Consider the following 23417-nt stretch of genomic DNA (forward strand, 5'->3'; position numbering starts at 1 on the left):
ATGCTTCTCGCGCTGGCGGCAAGTCTGGGCTTGTCTGAAACGCGGGGGCAATGTTCACTGACCAGGACAACAGGGGCATCCGCCGCGCTTTACGCCGCATCGGGCGCGTGGAAAAGCCCTGACGGGGAGACAGCGGCGGAAGACTGCATGAGCGGGATCAGGTTCGTTCTCAATGGATCGGTGGTGGATGTCGAAGGACAGCCGCCGACGCGCACCCTTCTGGACTGGCTGCGCGAAGAGCGCGGGCTGAAGGGCACCAAGGAAGGCTGCAACGAAGGCGATTGCGGCGCCTGCACCGTGATGCTGACCGATGCGCGCGGCACCCGGGCGGTCAATGCCTGCATCCTGTTCCTGCCGCAGCTTCACGGCAAGGCGGTGCACAGCGTCGAGGGGCTGAAAGGCCCCGACGGCGCGCTGCACCCGGTGCAAAGCGCGATGGTGGCCCAGCATGGCTCGCAATGCGGCTTCTGCACGCCCGGCTTCATCATGTCCATGGCGACGGGGCACGCCAATGGCGTCACCGATCACGACACGCATCTGGCCGGCAATCTGTGCCGCTGCACCGGCTATGCGCCGATCATCCGCGCCGCCGAAGCAGCCGCGGCCGAACCGGTTCCCGGCTGGCTGGCCGAACAGATCGACCCTGCAACGCTTGCCGGCTTGACCGATACCACACCCGATGGCTGCGCGCTGCCGCGTTCGTCCGACGAGCTGGCGGCGTGGTATGCACAGAACCCCGAGGGGCGGCTCATCGCAGGGGCCACGGATGTCGGGCTCTGGGTGACGAAGCAGCTGCGCGATCTGGGCCCGGTGGCCTTTCTGCACGCCGTCGAGGACATGCGCGGGATCGAAGTGACCGACGAGGCGATCCATATCGGCGCCGTTACCACGATTGCCGACCTTCTGCCCGCCATCGCCCCGCACCATCCCGGTTTCGCCGCGATGTTGCGGCGCTATGGCTCGGTGCAGGTGCGCGAAGCGGCGACGATCGGCGGCAATATCGCCAACGGCTCGCCCATCGGCGACAGCCCTCCCGCGCTGATCGCGCTGGGGGCGACGCTGTACCTGCGCAAGGGCGACGACCGGCGCGCGCTGCCGCTCGAGGATTTCTTCCTGGATTACGGCAAGCAGGACCGCGCCCCCGGCGAATTCGTCGAGGCTGTGTCGATCCCGCGTCAGCCCGACCGGCTGAAATGCTACAAGCTTTCCAAGCGCTTCGATCAGGACATCTCGGCGGTGCTGGGATGTTTCAACATCACCGTGACGGAGGGAACCGTGACCGCCGCGCGCATCGCCTTTGGCGGCATGGCCGGCGTTCCCAAACGCGCGGTCGCCGTTGAACAAGCGCTGATCGGCCAGCCCTGGACCGAAGCCAGCGTACAGGCCGCCCTGCCCGCCTTCGCCGAGGATTTTCAACCGATGAGCGATATGCGCGCCTCGGCCGAGTACCGGCTGAGCGCGGCGCAGAACCTGCTCTTGCGTTATTTCCTCGACGATCAGGGTCTGGCCACCGACGTGCTGGAGGTGATGGCATGAGCGTTCTGCACAAACCCCTGCCCCATGATGCCGCGCCGCTGCATGTGACCGGCGAGGCGCGCTATGTCGACGATATCCCGACGCCCGCGGGCACGCTGCATCTGGCCTTCGGCCTGTCCGAGATCGCGCACGGCGATATTGTCGCGATGGACCTGTCGGCGGTGAAAACCGCGCCCGGCGTTGTCGCGGTGCTGACCGGCGAGGATATCGGCCACGCGGATTGTTCACCCTCGAACAATGACGAGCCGCTGCTTGCGCTCGGGACGGTTCATTACGTCGGGCATCCCGTCTTTCTGGTGATTGCCGACAGCCACCTGAACGCGCGCAAGGCGGCGCGGCTGGGCCGGATCTCGTATGAAGAGAAACCGGCGGTGCTGAGTGTCGACCAGGCGCTCGCCGCAAATGAACGCTTCGAGGAAGGCCCGCGCATCTGGGAGCGCGGCGATCTGGACGCCGCTTTCGCGCAATCGGCGAAAGTGATCGAGGGCCGGATCGACATGGGCGGGCAGGAGCATTTCTATCTGGAAGGTCAGGCGGCGCTTGTCAGCCCGCAGGAAGGCGGCGACATGCATGTCGTCTCGTCGACCCAGCACCCGACCGAAATCCAGCACAAGGTCGCCCATGCCCTGCATGTGCCGATGCATGCCGTGCGGGTCGAAACCCGGCGCATGGGCGGCGGGTTCGGCGGAAAGGAAAGTCAGGGCAATCACTTGGCCGTGGCCTGCGCGCTGGCGGCAAGGCTGACGGGTAAACCCTGCAAGATGCGCTATGACCGCGACGACGACATGGTCGTGACCGGCAAGCGCCACGATTTCCGCATCGATTACAAGGTGGGGATCGATGCCGAGGGCCGGATCCTTGCCGTCGATTTCATCCATTACACCCGCGCGGGCTGGTCGATGGACCTGACCCTGCCGGTGGCCGACCGCGCGATGCTGCATGCCGACAATGCCTATTGGCTGCCGAATGTGCGGATCGAAAGCCACCGGCTGCGCACCAATATGTGCTCGGCCACCGCCTATCGCGGCTTCGGCGGCCCGCAAGGCCTGCTGGGGATCGAGCGGGTCATGGATCATATCGCCCACGCGCTGAAATGCGACCCGCTGGAGATCCGGAAGCGGAATTACTACCGCGCGGCACAACCAGCCAAGTCCGGGCCCGGCACCGGAAAGCGGTTCAGCGCTGAACATTCTCCCCAGCAACCTGAACCTGACGCGGTACAGACCACGCCCTATGCCCAGCCGGTCGAGGATTTCATCCTGCACGAGATGACGGCGCGGCTGGAAGCGACCTCGGATTACGCGGCCCGCCGCGCGGCGATTGCCGAATGGAACGCGGCGAATCCGGTGCTGAAGAAGGGGATCGCGCTGACGCCAGTGAAGTTCGGCATCAGCTTCACCCTGACCCATCTCAATCAGGCGGGCGCGCTGGTCCATGTCTATCAGGATGGCTCGATCCACCTGAACCATGGCGGGACCGAGATGGGACAAGGCCTGTTCCAGAAGGTGGCACAGGTCGCGGCGGGGGTATTCGACGTGCCGCTCGAGGCGGTGAAGATCACCGCGACGGATACGGGGAAAGTGCCCAACACCTCGGCCACGGCGGCGTCGTCCGGCAGCGATCTCAACGGGATGGCGGTCAAGGCCGCGTGCGAGACGCTGCGCGACCGGATCGCCGACCACCTCGCCGCGCTGCATCAGACCGATGCAGGCAGCGTGTCCTTCACCGACGGCATGGTCCGCGTGGGCGGCACCGAAATGACCTTCGCCGAAGCGGCGATGTCGGCCTATCAGGCCCGCGTGAGCCTGTCGGCCACGGGCTTTTATGCGACGCCCAAGGTCGCTTGGGACCGGATCGCCGGACAGGGGCGTCCGTTCTTCTACTTCGCCTATGGCGCGGCCTGCAGCGAGGTGGTCATCGACACGCTGACCGGCGAGAACCGGATCCTGCGTACCGATATCCTGCACGACGCGGGCGCCAGCCTGAACCCCGCACTGGACAAGGGGCAGGTGGAAGGCGGCTTCGTGCAGGGCGCCGGATGGTTGACCACCGAAGAACTGGTCTGGGACGACAAGGGCCGCCTGCGCACCCACGCGCCCAGCACCTACAAGATCCCCGCCTGCGGCGATCGTCCGCGCGTCTTCAACGTCGAGCTGTGGACCGGCGCCAATCCCGAAGACACGATCCACAAATCCAAGGCCGTGGGCGAGCCGCCCTTCATGCACGGGATCTCGGTGCTGATGGCGCTGTCGGATGCCATCGCGGCCTGCGGCGACGGCTCGCGCTACGTGGCGCTGGACGCGCCCGCCACGGCCGAGCGCGTTCTGGCCGCCGTGAAAGCCCAGCGGGGCGGCTATGTTTGACCGCGACGCCCTCGCGCGGAGTGTCAAGACGCAGGGCGCCGTTGTCCGCGTGGTGATCTGCGCGCATCAGGGCTCTTCCCCGCGCGAGGCGGGCGCCGCCATGCTGGTCTGGGCCGATGGACAGAGCGGCACCATCGGCGGCGGCGCGCTGGAACTCGACGCCACGCAGAAGGCGCGCGCGATGCTGCCGGGGGGCGCCGCACGGGTGGAAAAGATCGCCCTGGGGCCGTCGCTGGGCCAGTGCTGCGGCGGCGCGGTGACGCTGGGATACGAGCGCTTCGACGAAACGAGCCTTGCCGCGATCCCCGAAACCGGGCTTTTCGTCCGCCCCGTCTCGTCCCAGGCCGGCACCGAAGCGCCGCTCGCCATCCGCCGGGCCGAGAAGGCCGCGCGCGGCGAAGGCGTCGCCGCGACCCGCTACGCGCTGGGCTGGCTGGCCGAACCGCTGTCGCCCCGCGCACGGCCGGTCTGGATCTGGGGCGCGGGCCATGTCGGGCGGGCGCTGGTTTCCGTTCTGGCCCCCCTGCCCGGCCTGTCGCTGACCTGGATCGACACCGCCGAGGCCCGGTTCCCCCAAACGGTGCCGCCGGGCGTGACCCGCCGTATCGCCGAGGCGCCGCAAACCCTTGTGTCCGAAGCGCCGAAGGATGCCGAGCATTACATCCTGACCTTCAGCCACGCGCTGGACCTCGATCTGTGCCACCGCGCGCTCAGCCATGGCTTCGCCGCTTGTGGGCTGATCGGCTCGGCGTCGAAATGGGCGCGGTTCCGGTCGCGACTGCAGGCGCTGGGTCACGATCCGCGCGACATCGCCCGCATCGCCTGCCCGATCGGCGACCCCGGTTTCGGCAAGCATCCGCAGGCCATCGCCGTGTCGGTCGCCGCCGCCATCCTTTCCCAGCCGTTCCGCGTATCAGTGAAGGAGACCGCCCGGTGAAACCGCCGCTTCTGTCGATCAAGGGCCTGACAAAGGTCTATCCCGGCGTCGTTGCCAATTCGGATGTCTCCTTCGATATCGGCGAGGGCGAAGTTCATGCGCTTCTTGGCGAAAACGGCGCGGGGAAATCGACGCTGGTCAAGGCGATCTATGGTCTGATCGTGCCCAACGAAGGCGTGATGGAATGGCGCGGCGTGCCCTATGCCCCCGGCGCCCCGTCCGAAGCGCGCGCCACCGGCGTCGCGATGGTGTTCCAGCATTTCAGCCTGTTCGACGCGATGGACGTGGCCGAGAACGTGGCGCTTGGCATGGACAACCCGCCGCCCATCCGCGAGCTGGCGGCGAAGATCACCGACGTGTCGCACAATTACGGCCTGCCGCTGGACCCGTCGCGCATGGTGGGCGACCTGTCCGCGGGCGAGCGGCAGCGCGTCGAGATCATTCGCTGCCTGCTGCAGAACCCGCAATTGCTGATCATGGACGAGCCGACCTCGGTTCTGACCCCGCAAGAGGTCGAGATCCTGTTCCGCACGCTGCGCCAGCTTCGCGGTGAGGGAAAGTCGATCCTGTATATTTCGCACAAGCTCGAAGAAATCCGGTCGCTGTGCGAGAACGCCACTGTCCTGCGGCATGGCAAGGTCGTGGGCCGCGCCGATCCCCGGCAGGAAAGCGCACGCTCGCTGGCCGAGATGATGGTGGGCCAGTCCCTGCACACCCCGTCGCGCCCCGCCGCGCAGCCCGGCAAGCTGCTGCTCGAGGTGCAGGACCTGTCCGTCACCTCGCCCTCGGCCTTCGGAACGTCGTTGCGCAAGGTGTCTCTGGCGGTGCGCGCGGGCGAGGTCCTGGGCATCGGCGGTGTTGCGGGCAACGGTCAGGACGAGCTTCTGGGCGCGCTGTCGGGCGAATTGCGCACCACCCCCGAGTCGATCCGCGTGGCGGGCGAGCCGGTGGGCGCGCTGGGACCCAATGCGCGGCGGGCGCTGGGGCTGCTCTGCGCGCCCGAGGAACGTCTGGGTCACGCGGCGGCCCCGGACATGAGCCTGACCGAGAACGCCCTGCTGACCGGCGCCTATCGCGAGAACCTGGTGCGCAGCGGCTTCATCGGCTGGTCCAAGGCGCGCGACTTCGCCGAGAAGATCATCCTGCGCTTCGATGTCCGCACCCCCGGCGCGCATGTGGCGGCACGGGCGCTTTCGGGCGGCAACCTGCAGAAATTCGTCATCGGTCGCGAGATCATGCAGCGGCCCTCGGTTCTGGTCGTGAACCAGCCCACCTGGGGCGTCGATGCCTCGGCGGCGGCGGCGATCCGGCAGGCCCTGCTGGATCTGGCGCAGGCGGGCGCGGCGGTCGTCGTCATCAGTCAGGATCTCGACGAGCTGATGGAGGTCGCCGACAATTTCGCCGCGCTCAATGGCGGGCAGCTGAGCGCACCGCGCCCGGTCAACGGGCTGACGATGGACCAGATCGGCCTGATGCTGGGCGGTGCCGAGGGAGGAGAAACCGATGCTGCGGCTTGATAAACGCCCGACCCCCTCGAAATTCTGGAACTACGCCACGCCCGTCACGGCGGTTCTGCTGACGATGATCGCGGGCGGCATCCTGTTCGCGCTCCTGGGCAAGAACCCGTTCGAGGCGATCAAGCTGATCTTCTGGGACCCGCTCTTTTCCGAGCAATTCGCCAGCTATTCGCGCCCGCAACTGCTGGTCAAGGCCGGCCCGCTCATCCTGATCGCGGTCGGGTTGTCGATCGGGTTCCGCGCCGGCATCTGGAATATCGGCGCCGAGGGTCAGTACATCATCGGCGCGCTCTGCGCGGCAGGCGTGGCGCTGGCCTTCTACCCGGTTGAAAGCTGGCTGGTCTTTCCGCTGATGATCCTCGGAGGGGCGTTCGGCGGCTGGCTCTGGGCGATGATCCCGGCCGTGCTGAAAACGCGGTTCAATACCAACGAAATTCTCGTGTCGCTGCTCCTGGTCTACGTGGCCGAGAAACTGCTGGCGGCGGCCGCGACGGGGTTCATGCGCAATCCCGACGGCGCGGGCTTTCCCGGCTCGCGCAACCTGAGCCAGTACCCGGCGGCTGCCAATAACGAGATCTTCGTGAATACCGGGCTTCACTGGGGCGGCGTCGCGGCCTTCATCGCGGTGCTGTTCACCTATATCCTGCTGCAGCGCCATCTGCTGGGCTTCCATGTCCAGCTTGCCGGTCAGGCGCCGCGCGCGGCGCGGTTCGCCGGTGTCGCCCCCGCGCGTCTGGTGGTTCTGTGCCTTGGCCTGTCGGGCGCCTTCGCGGGGCTTGCCGGCATGTTCGAGGTGGCGGGGCCCGCCCGTCAGATCACCATCGACTTCAACGCGGGCTACGGCTTCACGGCGATCATTGTGGCCTTTCTGGGCCGGTTGCATCCGGTGGGCATCGTGCTGGCCGGTCTGCTGCTGGCGCTGACCTATATCGGCGGCGAGCTGGCGCAGTTCATGCTGAACCTGCCCGCCGCGGCGATCCAGGTCTTCCAGGGGATGCTGCTGTTTTTCCTTCTGGCGCTCGACGTGTTGTCGAATTACCGGGTGCGGCTGGCGCGGCAACCCGCCAAAACGGATGCAAAGGTGGAGCTGGCGTGATGGATCTGTCTTCCCTGAATATCGTCGTGCTGCTGGCCTCGCTCATGGTGGCGGCGACACCCATCCTGATGGCGGCGATCGGCGAGCTGGTCGTGGAAAAGGCGGGCGTCCTGAACCTCGGGGTCGAGGGGATGATGATCACGGGCGCGGTGTCGGGCTTTGCCATCGCCGTGAGCACCGGCAACCCGCTGATCGGCATGGTCGCGGCCGTGATTGCCGGCGCCGCGCTGGCGCTGATCTTTGCCATCCTTACCCAGGGGCTGATGGCCAATCAGGTCGCCTCGGGCCTCTCGCTGACGCTGTTTGGGCTGGGCCTGTCGGCGCTGGTCGGGCAAGGCTTCGTGGGCGTGGTTCCGCCCCGGACGCCGAAGCTGGATTTCGGCCCGCTCAGCGATATTCCGGTGCTGGGCCAGATCTTCTTTCGCCACGACATGCTGGTCTATGTGTCGCTTCTGATGGTGCTGGCGGTGTGGTATTTCCTGACGCGCACGCGGGCCGGACGCATCCTGCGCGCGGTGGGCGAGAACCACCATTCCGCCCATGCGCTGGGCTACCGCGTCAAGCGGGTCCGGGTGCTGGCGATCCTGTTCGGCGGCGGCTGCGCGGGGCTTGGCGGCGCCTATCTCTCGCTGGTGCGGGTGCCGCAATGGACCGAGGGCATGACCGCCGGTGCCGGCTGGATCGCGCTGGCCATCGTCGTCTTCGCCTCGTGGCGGCCGGGCCGTGCGCTGCTGGGTGCCTATCTTTTCGGCGGCATCATGGTGTTGCAGCTCAATTTGCAGGCAGCCGGTTTCAGCATTCCGGTCGAGTATCTTTCGATGTCGCCCTATCTGGTCACCATCCTCGTTCTGGTGATCATGTCGTCGAACCGGGCGCGCATCACCCTTGCGGCCCCCGGCTCGCTGGGACAATCCTTCCACGCCGCCGGGTGACGGGCGGCATCAACCGGGGCAAATGCCCGTTTTCAGGGAGTAATGGGACATGAAACGCAGACAGCTTCTCGCCAGTTCGGCTGCAGCGCTGGGCCTGGCCGCGACCGCGGGCACCCGCGCCGCGCTCGCTCAGTCGCCGATGAAGGTCGGCTTCATCTATGTCGGCGCGGTGGGCGATTTCGGCTGGAACTATGCCCATGACCAGGCCCGCGCCGCGGCGCAGGAGCATTTCGGCTCGGCCATCGAGACCACCTTCGTCGAAAGCGTCCCCGAGGGCCCCGATGCCGAGCGTGTGATGACGCAGATGGCGCTGTCGGGGGCGCAGATGATCTTCGCCACCTCGTTCGGCTATGGACCGGCGCTGAACGCCACCGCCGCGCGCTTCCCCGATGTCGCCTTCGAGCACGCGACCGGCTATATCCAGGAGCATCCGAACGTTTCGCTCTACAATGCCCGCTTCCACGAAGGCCGGGCGGTCATCGGCACCATTGCCGGGCGCATGACGCAGACCAACAAGATCGGCTATATCGCCGCCTTCCCGATCGCCGAGGTGCTGATGGGCATCAACGCGGCCTATCTGCATGCGAAAAAGGTGAACCCCGACGCCGAAATGCGCGTGGTCTGGGCCTTTACCTGGGGCGACCCGGCGCTGGAAGCGGCCGCTGCAGAAGCGCTGATCGACCAGGGCTGCGACATCATCATGCAGCACACCGATTCCACCGCACCCTTGCTGGTGGCGCAGGACCGTGGCGCGCTGGCCTTCGGTCAGGCGTCGGACATGTCGTCCTTCGCGCCCGAGGCGCATCTGACGGCGATCATCGACAACTGGGCGCCCTATTACATCCAGCGCATTCAGGCGAAGCTGGATGGCACCTGGACGGCGGGCAACGTCTGGCCAGGGCTGGCCGAGGGCGAAGTGTTGATCGCCCCCTATAACGACCGCGTGCCCGCCGAGGTGCAGGCCGAGGCCGATGCGATGATCGCGGCGATCAGCTCGGGCGAGTACAACCCCTTCACCGGGCCCCTGAACAAGCAGGACGGCTCTGTCTGGCTGGAAGAGGGTCAGGTTGCCGACGACGGAATGCTCTGGGGGATGGATTTCTACCTCGAAGGGATCGAGGGCGACATCCCCAGCTGATTGTCCGGCAGATCACCGATGCGAAGGGGGCCAAAAGGCCCCCTTCTTTTATGGCCCCTTTTTTACGGCCCCGTCTTTCCGGGCCCATCTTTCCGGGCCCGGGCATTCAGGCTGCCAGCTGATCCCAGACCTCGAGCGCACGGCCCGCATTCATCACGACCGGCCCGCCCCCCATCTGCAGGCACATGCCCAGTACCTCGCAGAACTCCTCGCGCGAGCAGCCGAGTTTCTGCAGCACCTCGATATGGAAATTGACGCAATCGTCGCAGCCCTGCGCGATGGCAATGCCCACGGCGATGAACTCCTTTTCCTTGGTCGACAGCGCGCCCGGCTCCTTGACCGCCGCGCTGAGCTGACCGAAGCCTTTCATCGGCGCATTCACCGCCTTGATTAGCGCGCGCGAACGATCCTTGATCGCGGCAAGATCGGCCTTGGCATCCATGTCACATTCCTTTTCCGGCATATCTGTACACGGAAATGCCACAGCGCCTGCGCGCGCTCCTTGATGCAGGTCAAGCGCGGCGTCAGCGGATCAGCCGGGGCACGGGATCGGCGCAGGAGACGCTCAGAAGCTCCAGATCGGCGCGTGCGATATCCAGACCCAGAAGGTCGCTGAACAGATCGTTGGTCAGGTTGCCCTCGGCGCCAAGGCCATTGGCGATATTGGCGCTGGTCAGGAGAAGGGTTCCCGCGACCGAGGTCAGCACCTGCGCCACCGCGTTCAGCGCGCTGGTGGCGCAGCTCAGGATCGAATTGCAGCTCTGCAGGCTGAGCGCCTCTTCGATCCGCTCATGCGAGGCGTCCAGCATCTGCGCCACCGTGTTGCCCAGAAGATCCGTCACCGCCTCTTCTGCCGCAGGGCCGACCGGCCCCAGCTCGACCACCGGATCCGTGGTAAAACGCTCGCGCGTGAACTCCACCCGCCGCGTCGCCCGCTCGCGCGCGGTGTCGACCTGCATCCCGAGCGCTTCCGATCCCAGCGGCAGTCCCTGCACACGGGTCATCAGGTCGATGTCGATTAGGCTTGCATCGACCGGATCGAAAACCGCGATCACCGCCTCGGGCTCGGTGGCGCAGGTATTGCCCTGATCGCTGAGCGTCGCCATCGCATTGGCAAGGCGGATATTCAGCCGCAGCTTGAAAATGCCGAGGATGTTCAGCTCGTCCAGCTCGACCCGGATCTGCGACGTCTGCGCGAATGCCTCGGGGCTGCCGGGCACGACGTTGAGCGCCACGCGCCGGGGCTCGCCGATCCGCACCCGGGCGCCGACCGCGCCGAAAGCGCCCAGCGTTACCTCGGTCTGAAGGCTGAGCAGATGTTCGGTCAGCAATTCGGCCGTCAGGAACACCAGGTCGGCCACGTAGAATTCGACCCCGCGCACCGGGGAGCCGACGGTCAGTCGGCGCAGATCCTCGGGCAGGATCAGCCCGTCACCCAGCCGCACATCGCCCAAGCCGGGCGGGACGTTCTGCCCGGTGACCACCGACAGGATGGACGACGCCGGCAGGCTTGCGTCCAGCAACTGGCCATAGGTCGCAGGCTCGCCCGAAGGGGTCAGAAGGCTGGCCTCGACCGCGATATCGGCCAGCGCCTCCAGCAGGTCGATCCGGGTATCCACCCCGCGCCCGCTGCACAGGACATCGACCTCGGCACCGATCAGGGGGCGCAGGAAATCCCTGAGCAGCGCAAGCTCGGCCAGGCAATTCGACAGCGCGAAGCTGACGCGCGGCGGCGTGGTCGCGGCGATGGCCTCGCGCCGGACCACCAGCCCGTCATCCTCCATGAACATGTCGAGCAGGTACAGGTTGACGGGCGTCGTCACGAAGACCTGCACCGCCGTCGTGCCGTCCGTCGTCGTCTGGTCGGGATTCGGCGTGAAGACCCCGGCCAGGGGCGCCGTACCGAAGACGATATCGGCATCGGCAAGGTCAAACGGATCATAGCGCGCATTGGCGGCGACCGTCGCACGGGCGGCCCCGCGCGACGCCTCGGCGCTTTCCAGAAAATGCACGGCCGAAAGCGCGGCAAGATCGGCCTGCGACTGAACGTAGCGACGCTGGGCATTGATATGCATGAAGTCGATGGCCAGCGCCCCGGCCAACAGCAGCGTCGGCAACAGCACCACGAACAGGACCGCGACGGCGCCGCTGTCGCTGTTGTACCAAGTCCGCCACCGCAGAGCGAAGGGGTGCCGGACCTCAGCCCACCGCGCGATCATGCGAGGGCCTTACCATTGGACGAAGCTGGCGCGCTGAAAGGACTGGAACTGCAACCCGATCATGGATCCCAGGATCGCGCCCAGCGTGCCGCTGGTATTGTAGACGACCGAGACCCGCAGAAGCCGCGTTTCGGGGTCGCTGTCACAAGCGACGGCATCGACGCGCTCAGGTTCCAGAAGCGGCAGGTTCGCGGCGAGAGGCGCGACCATCTCGTCCTCGACCCGCGCGCACCAATCGTCCTCGTGCGCGACAGACAGCGACGCGCGGGCAAGCTCGTGCGCCAGTTGCTGAACGTCGCTGGCGAGCGCCAGATACAGGCTGGAGGTGACGACAAGGCCGAGGATGCCGATCAGGAAGGGCAGAAGAACGACGAATTCAACGGTGGTCGAGCCCGTCTCGTCGCGGGCCGTTTTCTTGGCCTGATACAGGAGTCTCCGAATGGAATTTTTGTCGGATCGCATCACAGTCTCACCCGCAAGATCGTCCACTGGTCACGAAGTAAGCATCATAAAGGGTCCGCCAATCCGGTTGTCTTGGCAAGCTAAACATTTATTTTAATTAGATATTTAACGCGCGCACAACCAAGGCGTGTTGTCTTGACAACTGATCGCCTACGCCATTGAAAGATAATGAAAACCTTACCCGCACAACCCGGAGAGGAGGCTGCCGGAGCGGCTATTGTGTTTCAAGAGAAAACGGTTTTTTGTCCGTCGTTGTATATTTACAACCGGACTTTGATCAAAATCAAAGGGATATTCCGCTGCCGGAAAGCCTCAGACCGCGGCTTCGCCCGGCTCGGCGAGTCGGTCCAGCCCCGCCTGGACCACCCGGGGATGGCCCGCGGCGAAGGGCAGGTCGGCCAGCGCGCCGATCCGCGCTGCCAGATCGTCGTAGAGCGTCTCGGGCGCGGTGTCGGGGGCAAGCCGCCACGCGGCGCGGTGCGGACCGCCCGGCCAGTCGCGCGCGCGCGAGGCCGCGCGGTCTCCGAGCGTGATCACCACATCCATCGCCGGCGCGTCATCGCCCGTCCAGGTCGACAGCGGCTTGGCCCAGAGCAGACCCACCTCCTGCCCCCGCCCGGCCAGAAACTCGAGCGTGGCGGCCTCGCCCCCGGGCTGCGCCTCGAGCCCGGCGGAGAAAACCTCGACCGCCTCGCCGGCACGCTCGCGAAGCAGCGCTTCGGCCATCAGCGTGGGCCCGGCATTGCCCGCACCGATGAACAGCACGTTGCGCACGCGCGCGCCCGGCTGACCGCGCCCCACATGGCCCCTTCCGCCGCAGATCTCGCCGATCCACCGGGCATTGAGCGCCTCGGCCCCCTCGACCGAGGCCGCGTAGAGAAGCGAGGTCGCGCGCCGCTCCTGGTTGATCAGCCCGGCCTCCATCAGCTGCGCGAGATAGCCCGACAGCGTGCTGGGCTTCAACGCCAGCACCGCGCCGATTTCGCCCGCGGCCACGCGGCGCGGGTAATGCCGCATCAGGAGCCGCACGATCGCCAGCCGCTGCGGATGGGCGAGCGCGGCAAAAGCGGCAACGGGGTCGAGGGGGGCGGCTGGTTCCATGATTATCGAAGTACGGGGTCGCCCGCGCCGCAGCAAGACAGGCTGTGGACAAGTTTCGCGCCGGTTGCCGGAAAGCCACGCTGTGATAGCGTGCGGGAAAAACAGGAGGTCTCAATGTCAAGCCCAGCATCCAGAACCGCCACCCGCCAGATCGGCGATGCCGAGGTCACGATCCTGACCGACGGCCGGACGGAATTCGGCCCCGAGCTGTTCCCCGGCACGCCGGAAGAGAGGATTTCGGCGGTTCTGTCGGCGCAGCAGGTCGAGGCCATCGCCACCAATTTCAACGCGGTGCTGATCCGGAACGGGGGCAAGACGATCCTGTGCGATGCCGGGCCGCGCGATCTGTTCGGGCCGACCTGCGGCTTCCTGCCTCAGGCCATGGAGGAAGCGGGCGTGAGCGCCGACCAGGTCGGGGTGCTGTTCGCGACGCACCTGCATCCCGATCATGTCGCGGGCATGATCACCCAGAGCGGCGAGGCGGTTTTCCCCGCGGCCGAGCTTGTCGTCACCCGCGAGGAGCACGCTTTCTGGTCGGATGCCGCGAAGACCGACGCGGCCCCGGCGCCCCTGCCCGACTGGGGCCGGCTCGCCCGCGCGGTGCTGGCCGCCTATGGCGACCGGCTGCGGCTGATCGAGGCGGGCGGCGAGATCGCGCCCGGCCTGACCTCGATGCCGCTGGCGGGCCACACGCCGGGCCATGGCGGCTGGCGGCTCAGCTCGGGCGCGGGGCATCTGATCCATGGCGGCGACATCATCCATGCGCCGGCGCTGCAGGCCGCCGATCCCGATATCGGCATCGCCTTCGACATGGATATGGACACCGCCCGCGCGACCCGCAAACGGCTGCTCGACGAGTTGGCCACCGAGGGCGCGTTGTTCACCGGCGGGCACTTTCTGCACCCGGCCTTCCATGTCGCCGTGCGCGACGGGGCTGGGTATCGGCTGGAACGGCCCTGAGGGGGCGAATCCGGGACGTGGCGGGGGCTGCTGCCCCGCCGCCTTCAGGAAGATCCGGGGGGCTGCCGCCCCGCCGCCGTCACGAAGATCCGGGGGGCTGCCGCCCCGCCGCCGTCACGAAGATCCGGGGGGCTGCCGCCCCGCCGCCGTCACGAAGATCCGGGGGGCTGCCGCCCCGCCGCCGTCACGAAGATCCGGGGGGCTGCCGCCCCGCCGCCGTCACGAAGATCCGGGGGGCTGCCGCCCCGCCGCCGTCACGAAGATCCGGGGGGCTGCCGCCCCCCGGGACCCCCCGCTTCAAGGAGGGTTTTCCACCCTCCTTGAAAATCCTCCCGAGAGTATTTCCGGCAAAGCGAAGTCAGCTGCGGATGGCTTCGAGCATCCGGTGCACATTGTCGGGATCGGCCTCGGGCGTGATGCCGTGGCCGAGATTGAAGATATGCGGGCCCTTCGAGAAGGCCTGCACGATGCGCTTCGTTTCCGATACCAGGGCGGGGCCGCCCTCGACCATGTGGCGCGGCGCGAGATTGCCCTGCACGCAGCCATGGATCTGCACGTTTTCGGCCGCCCATTGCGCATCGACGCTGTCGTCGAGCGCGACGCAATCGGCGCCGGTGGCCTGGTGGAAGCGCGTATACGCCTCGCCCGCCTGACGCGGGAAGGCGATGACCGGGATACCGGGATAACGGCGTTTCAGGGTCTCGGTGATCAGGCGCGCGGGTTCGGTCGCGTAGCGGTCGAAATCATCGCCCTGAAGCGAGCCCGCCCAGCTGTCGAAGATCTTCACCACTTCGGCGCCCGCCTCGATCTGGCGGGAGAGGTATTCGATCGTGCCCTCGGTGATCTTGCCCAGAAGCTGTTCGAAAAGCGCGCGATTTTCGGTCTTGAGCGCATGGGCCGGCCCCTGATCGGGCGTGCCGCGCCCGGCGATCATGTAGGTGGCGACCGTCCAGGGGGCGCCGGCGAAGCCGATCAGCGTCGTTTCCGCCGGCAATTCGCGCCTGAGGATGCGCAAGGTCTCGTAGACCGGCGAGAGCGTCTCGTCGATCGCGTGGACGGGCTTCAGGCGGGCGAAATCCTCTTCGGAGGTGATCGTCGACAGGCGCGGCCCCTCGCCCGTGACGAACCACAGATCCGCGCCCAGAGCCTGCGGCAGAAGCAGGATGTCGGCGAACAGGATCGCCGCGTCGAAGCCGTAGCGGCGGATGGGTTGCAGCGTCACTTCGGCGGCAAGGTCGGGATTGTAGCACAAAGACAGGAAATCGCCCGCTTTCTCGCGCGTGGCGCGGTATTCGGGCAGGTAGCGGCCCGCCTGGCGCATCATCCAGACCGGCGGCACGGCCGGCGCCTCGCCCTGCAGCGCGCGCAGGATCGTCTTGGTCGGCGCCTCGGCCGGAGCGGGTAGCTGGGTCACGGCAATTCTCCTGTCGGTATCGGCCCGTCGATGCGGGTCTGGTTGCGCGATGTCAAGAAGCGCGCTGTCGCAGCGCCTGCATCGCGCCCGCATCGCGCTGGGTCGGAACCGGGAAAGAAGCGCGCCGCGCGCCGGTGGCAAGCCCGTTCAAGCGGCGTGGCAGCAACGGAGCGCCGGTCCGGCGCCCGGAGGGATCGCGCTTTGTGGACCTTCCGCGCGTCCCGGGCTATATCCGGGGAACACCCTTGGGACCCGACCACGCGTGACCGACAGAATGCCTCCGTGGCGCCTTTCCGTGGCGCCGATGCTTGATTGGACCGACTCGAACTGCCGGCAGTTTCATCGGCTGCTGAGCCGTCATGCGCTGCTTTATACCGAGATGGTGACCTCGGCCGCGCTGGTGCGCGGGGGGGCGCGGCACCTGCTGACGTTTTCGCCCGCCGAGCATCCGGTCGCACTGCAACTGGGCGGGTCGGATCCGGCGGAACTGGCGCAGGCCGCGCGGATGGGCGCGGAGGAAGGCTACGACGAGATCAACCTCAATGTCGGCTGTCCTTCGGACCGGGTGCAATCGGGCTGTTTCGGCGCGGTGCTGATGAAAACGCCCGACCTGGTGGGCGAGTGCCTGTCGGCGATGCGCGCGGCCACGACGACCGAGATCACCGTCAAGTGCCGTATCGGTGTCGACGACCAGGACCCCGAAGAGGCCCTGCCCGCCTTTCTGGACGCCGCCCGCGCGGCCGGGATCCGGCGCGTCACGGTGCATGCGCGCAAGGCCTGGCTGCAGGGCCTGTCGCCCAAGGAAAACCGCGAGGTTCCGCCGCTCGATTACGAACTGGTCGCGCGGATGCTGGCGGCCTATCCGGATCTGTCGATCTCGGTGAATGGCGGCATCGCCACGCTGGAACAGGCGCAGGCGCTGCTGGCGCGGGGCTTCGATGGCGTGATGATCGGGCGTGCGGCCTATCATCAGCCCGCCGATATCCTCGGGGCGGCGGATGCGGCGATCTGGGGCGATGAGCGCGCGCCCGCCGATCCGGTCGAGGTGGCGCAAAAGGCCGAGGCGATCATCGCGAACCATCTGGAGCGCGGCGGGCGGCTGATCGGGGCCACACGCCACCTGCTGGGCCTTTTCGCCGGCCAGCCAGGCGCGCGGGCCTGGCGCCGGGCCTTGTCGGAAATGCCCAATGGCACGCTGGGCGATTACCGGGCGCTGGTCGCCGGTCTGACCGAAAGGCGCGCGGCATGAGCGTTCGCAAAATGGGCCTTACGCTGGCCTGCGCGACCCTTGCGCTCAGCGCCTGCGTGCCCACAAGCGAGGTCGCACGGCTGGAAGCGCGCACCGAAGCGGTGGCGCCGCTTGCCGTCTATCGCCCGGGCGACGTCAATCCCCTGCCCCCGAGCCGCCCCAACAGCGAGATGGTCGAGGATTTTCTCGAACTGGGCTTCGCGATGGAAAGCGGTCGTCCGATCGAGACCTTCTCGCGCTTCGAGGGGCCGGTGACGGTGGTGACGGGTGGCGCCGCGCCGGTGACGGCGATCCCGGATCTGGACCGCCTCATCGCCCGGCTGCGCGCCGAGGCGGGCATCGATATCGACCGCGCGATCAGCGCGCCCGAGGGGGCGAACACGATCACCGTGCAATTCCTGCCCCGCCGCCAGATGCAGACGGTCGTTCCCGCAGCGGCCTGTTTCGTCGTGCCCAATGTGGGCACATGGCAGGATTTCGTCGCCAACCGCCGCAGCCCGTCGATCGACTGGACCCGCGTGACCCAGCGCCGCCAGGCGGCCGTGTTCATTCCCGACGACACCACGCCGCAGGAAATCCGCGATTGCCTGCACGAAGAGATCGGCCAGGCGCTGGGGCCGCTCAACGATCTGTTCCGGCTGTCGGATTCGATCTTCAACGACGATAACTTCCAGACCACGCTGACCGGCTTCGACATGCTGCTGTTGCGCGTCTGGTACGCGCCGGAACTGCAATCGGGGATGACCAGGGACGAGGTTGCGGCGCGGTTGCCGACGCTGTTCAACCGGCTGAACCCGGTCGGCCGGGGCCGCGCGGGCGTCGTCGCCGGGCCCACGCCGCGCGAATGGCAGCTTGCGGTGGAACAGGCGCTGTCCTCGGATGGCGGGCTGTCGCAGCGCCGCGAGGGGGCCGAACGGGCGTTGGACATGGCGCGCGCGCAGGGCTGGACGGATTCGCGGCTGGCGCTGAGCCTGATGCTGGGCGCAAGGCTGGCGCCGCGCGACCGGGGCGAGACGGCGCTGGAATCGCTGTTGTCGGCGGCCGAGATCTTCCGCCGACTTCCGGGCGGCGAGATCCACGCGGCGCATATCGACATGCATCTGGCCGTTCAGGCGCTGGCCACCGGGCAGACCGACATCGCGCTGGAGCTGACGCGCGAGGCGATGCCCTTCGCGCAACGGACGGAAAACGCGGCCTTCCTGGCGTCGCTGGGTTTCATCCGCTCGCAGGCGGAGCTGCAGGCGGGCAACCTGGAGGCTGCAGAACGGCTCAGGGTCGACTCGATGCCGGCGGCGCGATATGGCTTCGGCTCACAGAGCGCCGCCGAGGCGCGGTTTGAGGAAATCGCCCGCATCGCCGGCGCGGCCCAGCGACTGGCCGGGCTGTAACCCGGCACGGGGCGGGCAGAACAGAGGCTTTCATGGTCATTCTCGCAGGCATGGTGATCGGCGCGGTCTGGGGCTATCTCTATGCCCGCCGCAACGACGGCACCGGCAAGGACATCGCCCAATATGCCGCCGTCTGGGGCATCATCGGCGCGATCGTCAGCGCCTTCATCGCCGTCGGACTGGATCGGCTGATCTGATGTTCGTGCCCTTCCTCGAACAATTGCGCAACCACGCGGTTCCGGTGACCTTGAGAGAGTATCTTGGCTTTCTCGAAGCGCTGAAAGCCGGTCTGGCGCAGTTCGACGCCGAGGGCTTCTATTACCTCGCCCGCACCACGATGGTGAAGGACGAAAAGCACATCGACCGTTTCGACCGGGCGTTCGCGGCGGCCTTCAAGGGCCTTGATGAAATCTCGCCCGAAACCATCGCACAGGCGGTCGATCTGCCCGCAGACTGGCTGGAAAAGCTGGCCGAGAAGCATCTGAGCGAGGAAGAACGCGCGCAGATCGAAGCGATGGGCGGCTTCGAGAAACTGATGGAGACGCTCAAGCAGCGGCTTGAGGAACAGAAGGAACGCCATCAGGGCGGCAGCAAATGGATCGGCACGGCGGGCACCTCGCCCTTCGGCGCCTATGGCTACAACCCCGAAGGCGTGCGCATCGGCCAGAAGGAAAGCCGCAACCAGCGCGCGGTCAAGGTCTGGGACAAGCGCGAGTTCCGCAATCTCGACGACAGCGTCGAGCTGGGCACGCGCAACATCAAGGTCGCGCTGAAACGGCTGCGCAACTGGGCGCGCGACGGCGCCGACCATGAGCTCGACCTCGATGGCACGATCCGGGCGACGGCTGAACAGGGCTGGCTGGACGTGAAGACCCGGCCCGAACGGCGCAACGCGGTGAAGGTGCTCTTGTTCTTCGATGTGGGCGGCTCGATGGATCCCTATGTGCAGGTGGTCGAAGAGCTGTTTTCGGCCGCGCGGTCCGAGTTCAAGCATCTCGAACATTTCTACTTTCACAACTGCCTTTACGAATTCGTCTGGAAGGACAACGCCCGCCGCTGGAACGCCCGCACGCCCACATGGGAGGTGCTGCGCACCTATGGGCCGGATTACAAATGCATCTTCGTGGGCGACGCCAACATGTCGCCCTACGAGGTCGCCCATGCCGGTGGCGCGAACGAGCACTGGAACGAGGAATCCGGCGCGACCTGGCTGGCGCGCGCGCGCGAACACTGGCCCAGCAACCTGTGGATCAACCCCACGCCCGAGAAATACTGGAAGCACTCGCATTCGATCCGCATGATCGAGGAGATCTTCGAGGACAACATGGTGTCGATGTCGCTCGAAGGGCTGACAAAAGGCATGAAGAAACTGGGCAGATAAGGACGGCGCTGCGGATTGCGGCGCCATCTTTCCGACGCCCGCGCCGCGATGCAGCGTCAAGCTGTTTTGCAGTTGCACAATAACCCGCATCGCTTTTAGACCATGGCCAAGGGCGCGACTCGCGCGCGGCACGGACCCTCCCCGTCCTGCCGCAGCCATGCGCCCGAGACAGTTTCAAGGATGACGCATCATGAAAACCGGCCAAAAACTGCCCGACGTGACCTTCCACACCCGCGTCCGCGACGAGTCGATCGGCGGCCCGAACCCGTTCCGCTGGGAAGACAAGACCACCGCCGACTATTTCGGCGGCAAGCGCGTGGTGCTGTTCTCGCTGCCCGGCGCCTTCACGCCGACCTGCTCGACCTACCAGCTGCCCGGCTTTGAGAACGGCTTTGCCGATTTCGCCGCGCAGGGAATCGACGAGATCTACTGCATGTCGGTCAATGACAGCTTCGTCATGAACCAATGGGCCAAGGCCCAGGGCCTGCAGAACGTCAAGGTCATCCCCGACGGTTCGGGCGAGTTCACCCGCCGCATGGGCATGCTGGTGCGCAAGGACAACCTGGGCTTCGGCCTGCGCTCGTGGCGCTACGCCGCGGTCGTCAAGGACGGGGTCATCGAAGCCTGGTTCGAAGAGCCGGGCCTGTGCGACAACCACGGTGAGGACCCCTATGGCGTCTCGTCGCCCGAGACCGTTCTGAACTGGCTGGTCGAAGCCAACAAGGAACAGGCGGCCTGATAACGGGCGCCGTCCATATCCAGGGCCGGTCCATGCGACCGGCCCTTTTTCGTGGCGCCCGGTTTGCTATGCACTCAGCGCATGAAGCTACGGCGGCGGTTTTGTTGCTTTCCCCGTCCCCGGCGACTAAATACGGGTGAGCCAAGCGCCAGGGAGGATCCGATGCGCGACCTGAAGATGCCCGAGCAGCGGCACCCTGAAAAAGCCCATCGCCCCGACAATGCCCAGCCGAAAAAGCCGTCCTGGATCCGCGTGAAGGCGCCGGGCGGCGCGGGCTACAACGAAACGCGCCAGATCATCCGCGAGAACCAGCTTTCCACCGTCTGCGAAGAGGCGGGCTGCCCCAATGTCGGCGAATGCTGGAGCCAGGGTCACGCCACCATGATGATCATGGGCGAGATCTGCACGCGCGGCTGCACCTTCTGCAACGTCGCGACCGGGCGCCCCGAAGCGCTTGACGCGTTCGAGCCGGGACGCGTGGCCCATGCCGTGGCCAAGCTGGGGCTGAACCACGTGGTCATCACCTCGGTCGACCGCGACGATGTCGAGGATGGTGGGGCCGAGCATTTCGCGCAGACGATCCGCGCGATCCGGCACCGTGCGCCGGGCACCACGATCGAGATCCTGACGCCCGATTTCCTGAAATGCGGGCCCGAGGCGCTGGAAACCGTCGTCGCGGCGCGGCCCGATGTCTTCAACCACAACCTTGAAACCGTGCCGGGCCTGTACCCGTCGGTCCGCCCTGGCGCGCGGTATTTCCATTCGCTGCGGCTGTTGCAACGGGTGAAAGAGCTGGATCCGTCCGTTTTCACCAAGTCCGGCATCATGGTCGGGCTGGGCGAGGACCGCCAGAGCGTGTTGCAGGTGATGGACGACATGCGCGCGGCGGATGTCGATTTCCTGACCATCGGGCAATACCTTCAGCCCACCCCCAAGCACCATGCGGTCGCGCGGTTCGTCACGCCCGACGAGTTTGCCAGCTACGAGAAATCGGCCTTCAACAAGGGGTTCCTCATGGTGTCGGCCACGCCGCTGACGCGGTCCTCCTATCATGCGGGCGACGATTTCGCGCGCCTGCGCACCGCGCGCAACACCAAGCTGGGGCTGGCCTGAAACGGCGGGGGCCAGGGGCAACGAGGGCCGAGGCCCGAAACGGCAAGGGTCCGCGCTTGTGGAAGCGTGTGGGAGCTGACCGCGTAACAGCCCGCCCCTCTGACGTTTGAAGTGAGGCTCGCATAGAAGGCTTGGACCTCCGAGGCACAGACCTTTTAGGGAACGGCCCCATAAGCGGCAAAACCCGTGAGACGGTAGGTCAGCGCGGAATGCCTCCCGCGCGACCGGGCGTGTAGCGGATTGAACCCGCCCGATCCCCGGCCTGCGGGAACCGGCATGGCCGCGATTCGACCTGAACGCCGGATCTCCGGGTTCGCCTCAGGTCCGCAGGCCCACAAGATCATCCTGCGCCGTGGCACACCTTACACCTGCAAGACCTTTGCCCGCCATGTCGCTTGCGCCCTCGAGATGCCGGCGCCGAAGCCAAGGCGGGCCTCTGGGCCGGTCTGTCGCCCCTTTGGCGTACCGCTCGTGGCGATGCCTCTGCCCGTTCATTTCCAGGTTCCGGTCCGGCAAGCCCGGCCCGGTGTCTCGCCCCCTCCCCCCTTCATCGGAAAAACCCAGGCAACCGCCTCAGGCACAGGCGACCGCCCCTTCTCCCCTTCTCGAACGCAACCGGTCCGGCATCAGTAGATATAGCGGATCTGGTCTGACCAATACCGTTCCATCCGCTTCAGGATCGCGTTGATCTGTTCCAATGCCTCGCCATCCACGACGCCTTTGGCGACCAGTCCTTCGGCATGGCGCAGGAACAGATCGGCCACCACGCGCCGGACCTCGTGCCCGCGCCGGGTCAGCCGGACCCGCACCGAGCGGCGGTCGATTTCGCACCGCGCGTGGTGCATGTAGTCGTTTTCCACCAGCTTCTTCAGATTGTACGAGACGTTCGAGCCCTGGTAGTAGCCGCGGCTCTTCAACTCTCCCGCCGTCACCTCGTTATCGCCGATATTGAACAAGAGCAGCGCCTGCACCGCGTTGATATCGAGTATCGCAAGGCGCTCGAACTCGTCCTTGATCACGTCCAGAAGCAGCCGGTGCAACCGTTCCACCAGCGCCAGCGATTCGAGATAGCGCGGCAGCAAAGCGGACGGGTCGAAGCTGTCTGCTGTCGCGGGCGCGTTTCTGACATGGGTATGAAAGCTCATTCGCCTCTCCGGCCGGGGATACGCGGCGACTTTGCCAGACAAATTGCAAAGACCGGGTTAAGGCCCGGATTTTCGACGCTCGCCCGATACGCGGCTGTGACCGGGCCCCCGCGAACAGCCCGTTGACCGCGCGAGATTTTGCTGTGTATCACTCGGACGGTTTCAACAAAGGACCTCCCGATGACCCCCCTGTTTCGTAACACGTTCGCCGCGGCGCTGATCGTCTCCCTGCCCGCTTTCGCCCAGGCGATGTGCCCGAGCTACCAGCAAAGCGGTGCCGCGCTCAGCTATGACGCCGAGCAGGCCTATGTGCCGCAATCGACCACCGTTATCGCCGGTGGCGACCTCGATCTTTCCTCCTGCGCCGAGATTCCGGGCACGGGCTATGTCATCGAGAATCCGGATTTCACGATGCAATACGACGCGCTCGGCATGGGGCGCGCGCTGGAAATCCGTGTGGACGGCGATTGCGACACCGTGCTTCTGGTGAACACCGCTTCGGGCGAATGGCTGTTCAACGATGACGCGATGGAGATGAACCCGGCGCTGCGCATCGAAAACGCCGCCTCGGGCCAGTACGACATCTGGGTCGGCACCTATGGCACCGAGACCTGCGAAGCCACGATGACGGTCGAGACGTTCTGACCGGCCCGCGGACCGCAACCCACCATCGGGAAAGACCGCCTGCGGGCGGTCTTTCCATGTCCGACGGGCAGATTGTTGCAAT

Annotated in this window: 21 protein-coding genes; 15 read left to right on the forward strand and 6 right to left on the reverse strand. The window is 66.5% G+C overall.

The window, feature by feature from the left end; translation table 11 throughout:
* Positions 1-147 precede the first annotated feature (147 nt).
* The 7 genes from xdhA to C4N9_RS05840 are packed head-to-tail and all read left to right on the forward strand — an operon-like array spanning position 148 to position 9519.
* Positions 148-1536: a xanthine dehydrogenase small subunit gene (xdhA, locus tag C4N9_RS05810; RefSeq protein ID WP_109532358.1), complete on the forward strand. Its 1389-nt coding sequence runs from the start codon at positions 148-150 to the stop codon at positions 1534-1536.
* A complete protein-coding gene (gene xdhB / locus C4N9_RS05815) occupies positions 1533-3899 on the forward strand; it encodes a xanthine dehydrogenase molybdopterin binding subunit (protein ID WP_109532359.1) in 2367 nt (788 codons plus the stop codon). The genes xdhA and xdhB overlap by 4 nt, the downstream gene beginning before the upstream one ends.
* Positions 3892-4836 (forward strand): xanthine dehydrogenase accessory protein XdhC, encoded by a 945-nt coding sequence (gene xdhC, locus C4N9_RS05820; protein ID WP_109532360.1) that lies wholly within the window; start codon positions 3892-3894, stop codon positions 4834-4836. The genes xdhB and xdhC overlap by 8 nt, the downstream gene beginning before the upstream one ends.
* The gene (locus tag C4N9_RS05825) at positions 4833-6353 is read left to right on the forward strand and encodes an ABC transporter ATP-binding protein (protein WP_109532361.1); all 1521 of its coding nucleotides are present in this window, start codon (positions 4833-4835) and stop codon (positions 6351-6353) included. The genes xdhC and C4N9_RS05825 overlap by 4 nt, the downstream gene beginning before the upstream one ends.
* A complete protein-coding gene (locus C4N9_RS05830; protein WP_109532362.1) occupies positions 6340-7449 on the forward strand; it encodes an ABC transporter permease in 1110 nt (369 codons plus the stop codon). The genes C4N9_RS05825 and C4N9_RS05830 overlap by 14 nt, the downstream gene beginning before the upstream one ends.
* The gene (locus tag C4N9_RS05835; RefSeq protein WP_109532363.1) at positions 7449-8381 is read left to right on the forward strand and encodes an ABC transporter permease; all 933 of its coding nucleotides are present in this window, start codon (positions 7449-7451) and stop codon (positions 8379-8381) included. Before C4N9_RS05830 ends, C4N9_RS05835 begins: the two co-directional genes overlap by 1 nt.
* Before the next feature lie 49 nt (positions 8382-8430).
* Entirely contained in the window at positions 8431-9519 is a 1089-nt protein-coding gene (locus C4N9_RS05840; RefSeq protein WP_109532364.1) for a BMP family ABC transporter substrate-binding protein, read from the forward strand.
* 106 nt (positions 9520-9625) lie between these two features.
* Here the strand turns inward: C4N9_RS05840 and C4N9_RS05845 are convergent, their stop codons facing one another.
* The 4 genes from C4N9_RS05845 to C4N9_RS05860 all read right to left on the reverse strand — a co-directional run bounded on the left by C4N9_RS05845 (position 9626) and on the right by C4N9_RS05860 (position 13301).
* Positions 9626-9961 (reverse strand): carboxymuconolactone decarboxylase family protein, encoded by a 336-nt coding sequence (locus C4N9_RS05845; RefSeq protein WP_109532365.1) that lies wholly within the window; start codon positions 9959-9961, stop codon positions 9626-9628.
* A gap of 82 nt (positions 9962-10043) precedes the next feature.
* Positions 10044-11738: a pilus assembly protein TadG-related protein gene (locus C4N9_RS05850; protein WP_109532366.1), complete on the reverse strand. Its 1695-nt coding sequence runs from the start codon at positions 11736-11738 to the stop codon at positions 10044-10046.
* A 9-nt stretch (positions 11739-11747) separates the two neighbouring features.
* Entirely contained in the window at positions 11748-12200 is a 453-nt protein-coding gene (locus C4N9_RS05855) for a TadE/TadG family type IV pilus assembly protein (RefSeq protein ID WP_146195122.1), read from the reverse strand.
* 312 nt (positions 12201-12512) lie between these two features.
* Positions 12513-13301, reverse strand: coding sequence for an arsenate reductase/protein-tyrosine-phosphatase family protein (locus C4N9_RS05860; protein WP_109532368.1), 789 nt, complete (start codon positions 13299-13301; stop codon positions 12513-12515).
* 114 nt (positions 13302-13415) lie between these two features.
* Here C4N9_RS05860 and C4N9_RS05865 point away from each other — a divergent pair, with 114 nt between their 5' ends.
* The gene (locus C4N9_RS05865; RefSeq protein WP_168192133.1) at positions 13416-14261 is read left to right on the forward strand and encodes an MBL fold metallo-hydrolase; all 846 of its coding nucleotides are present in this window, start codon (positions 13416-13418) and stop codon (positions 14259-14261) included.
* A 358-nt stretch (positions 14262-14619) separates the two neighbouring features.
* Here C4N9_RS05865 and hemE read toward each other — a convergent pair whose 3' ends face one another.
* Positions 14620-15675 carry a uroporphyrinogen decarboxylase gene (gene hemE, locus C4N9_RS05870; protein ID WP_281260113.1) on the reverse strand — a complete coding sequence of 352 codons (1056 nt, stop codon included), beginning with the start codon at positions 15673-15675 and terminating at the stop codon, positions 14620-14622.
* Positions 15676-15979: 304 nt separating this feature from the next.
* On the opposite strand from hemE, the gene dusA reads away from it, so the two are divergent.
* The 6 genes from dusA to lipA all read left to right on the forward strand — a co-directional run bounded on the left by dusA (position 15980) and on the right by lipA (position 21545).
* Positions 15980-16924, forward strand: coding sequence for a tRNA dihydrouridine(20/20a) synthase DusA (dusA, locus tag C4N9_RS05875; RefSeq protein ID WP_245902474.1), 945 nt, complete (start codon positions 15980-15982; stop codon positions 16922-16924).
* Positions 16921-18312 (forward strand): DUF2927 domain-containing protein, encoded by a 1392-nt coding sequence (locus C4N9_RS05880; RefSeq protein ID WP_245902475.1) that lies wholly within the window; start codon positions 16921-16923, stop codon positions 18310-18312. The genes dusA and C4N9_RS05880 overlap by 4 nt, the downstream gene beginning before the upstream one ends.
* A 32-nt stretch (positions 18313-18344) precedes the next feature.
* Positions 18345-18509, forward strand: coding sequence for a hypothetical protein (locus C4N9_RS21815; RefSeq protein ID WP_168192134.1), 165 nt, complete (start codon positions 18345-18347; stop codon positions 18507-18509).
* Positions 18509-19693: a vWA domain-containing protein gene (locus C4N9_RS05885; RefSeq protein WP_109532372.1), complete on the forward strand. Its 1185-nt coding sequence runs from the start codon at positions 18509-18511 to the stop codon at positions 19691-19693. The genes C4N9_RS21815 and C4N9_RS05885 overlap by 1 nt, the downstream gene beginning before the upstream one ends.
* Before the next feature lie 190 nt (positions 19694-19883).
* Positions 19884-20432 carry a peroxiredoxin gene (locus tag C4N9_RS05890; RefSeq protein WP_109532373.1) on the forward strand — a complete coding sequence of 183 codons (549 nt, stop codon included), beginning with the start codon at positions 19884-19886 and terminating at the stop codon, positions 20430-20432.
* Between the two features lie 162 nt (positions 20433-20594).
* Complete coding sequence (lipA, locus tag C4N9_RS05895; protein WP_109532374.1) at positions 20595-21545, forward strand: lipoyl synthase; 951 nt, start codon at positions 20595-20597, stop codon at positions 21543-21545.
* A gap of 626 nt (positions 21546-22171) precedes the next feature.
* On the opposite strand, the gene C4N9_RS05900 is transcribed toward lipA, so the two are convergent.
* On the reverse strand, positions 22172-22690 hold the full coding sequence (locus C4N9_RS05900; protein ID WP_109532375.1) for a MarR family winged helix-turn-helix transcriptional regulator: 519 nt from the start codon (positions 22688-22690) through the stop codon (positions 22172-22174).
* 180 nt (positions 22691-22870) lie between these two features.
* Between C4N9_RS05900 and C4N9_RS05905 the strand changes: the two genes are divergently transcribed.
* Positions 22871-23335, forward strand: a complete 465-nt coding sequence (locus C4N9_RS05905; RefSeq protein ID WP_109532376.1) for a hypothetical protein — start codon at positions 22871-22873, stop codon at positions 23333-23335.
* Positions 23336-23417 lie beyond the last annotated feature (82 nt).

Origin of the sequence: Pararhodobacter marinus (genome assembly GCF_003122215.1) — a bacterium.
Lineage (GTDB): Bacteria > Pseudomonadota > Alphaproteobacteria > Rhodobacterales > Rhodobacteraceae > Pararhodobacter > Pararhodobacter marinus.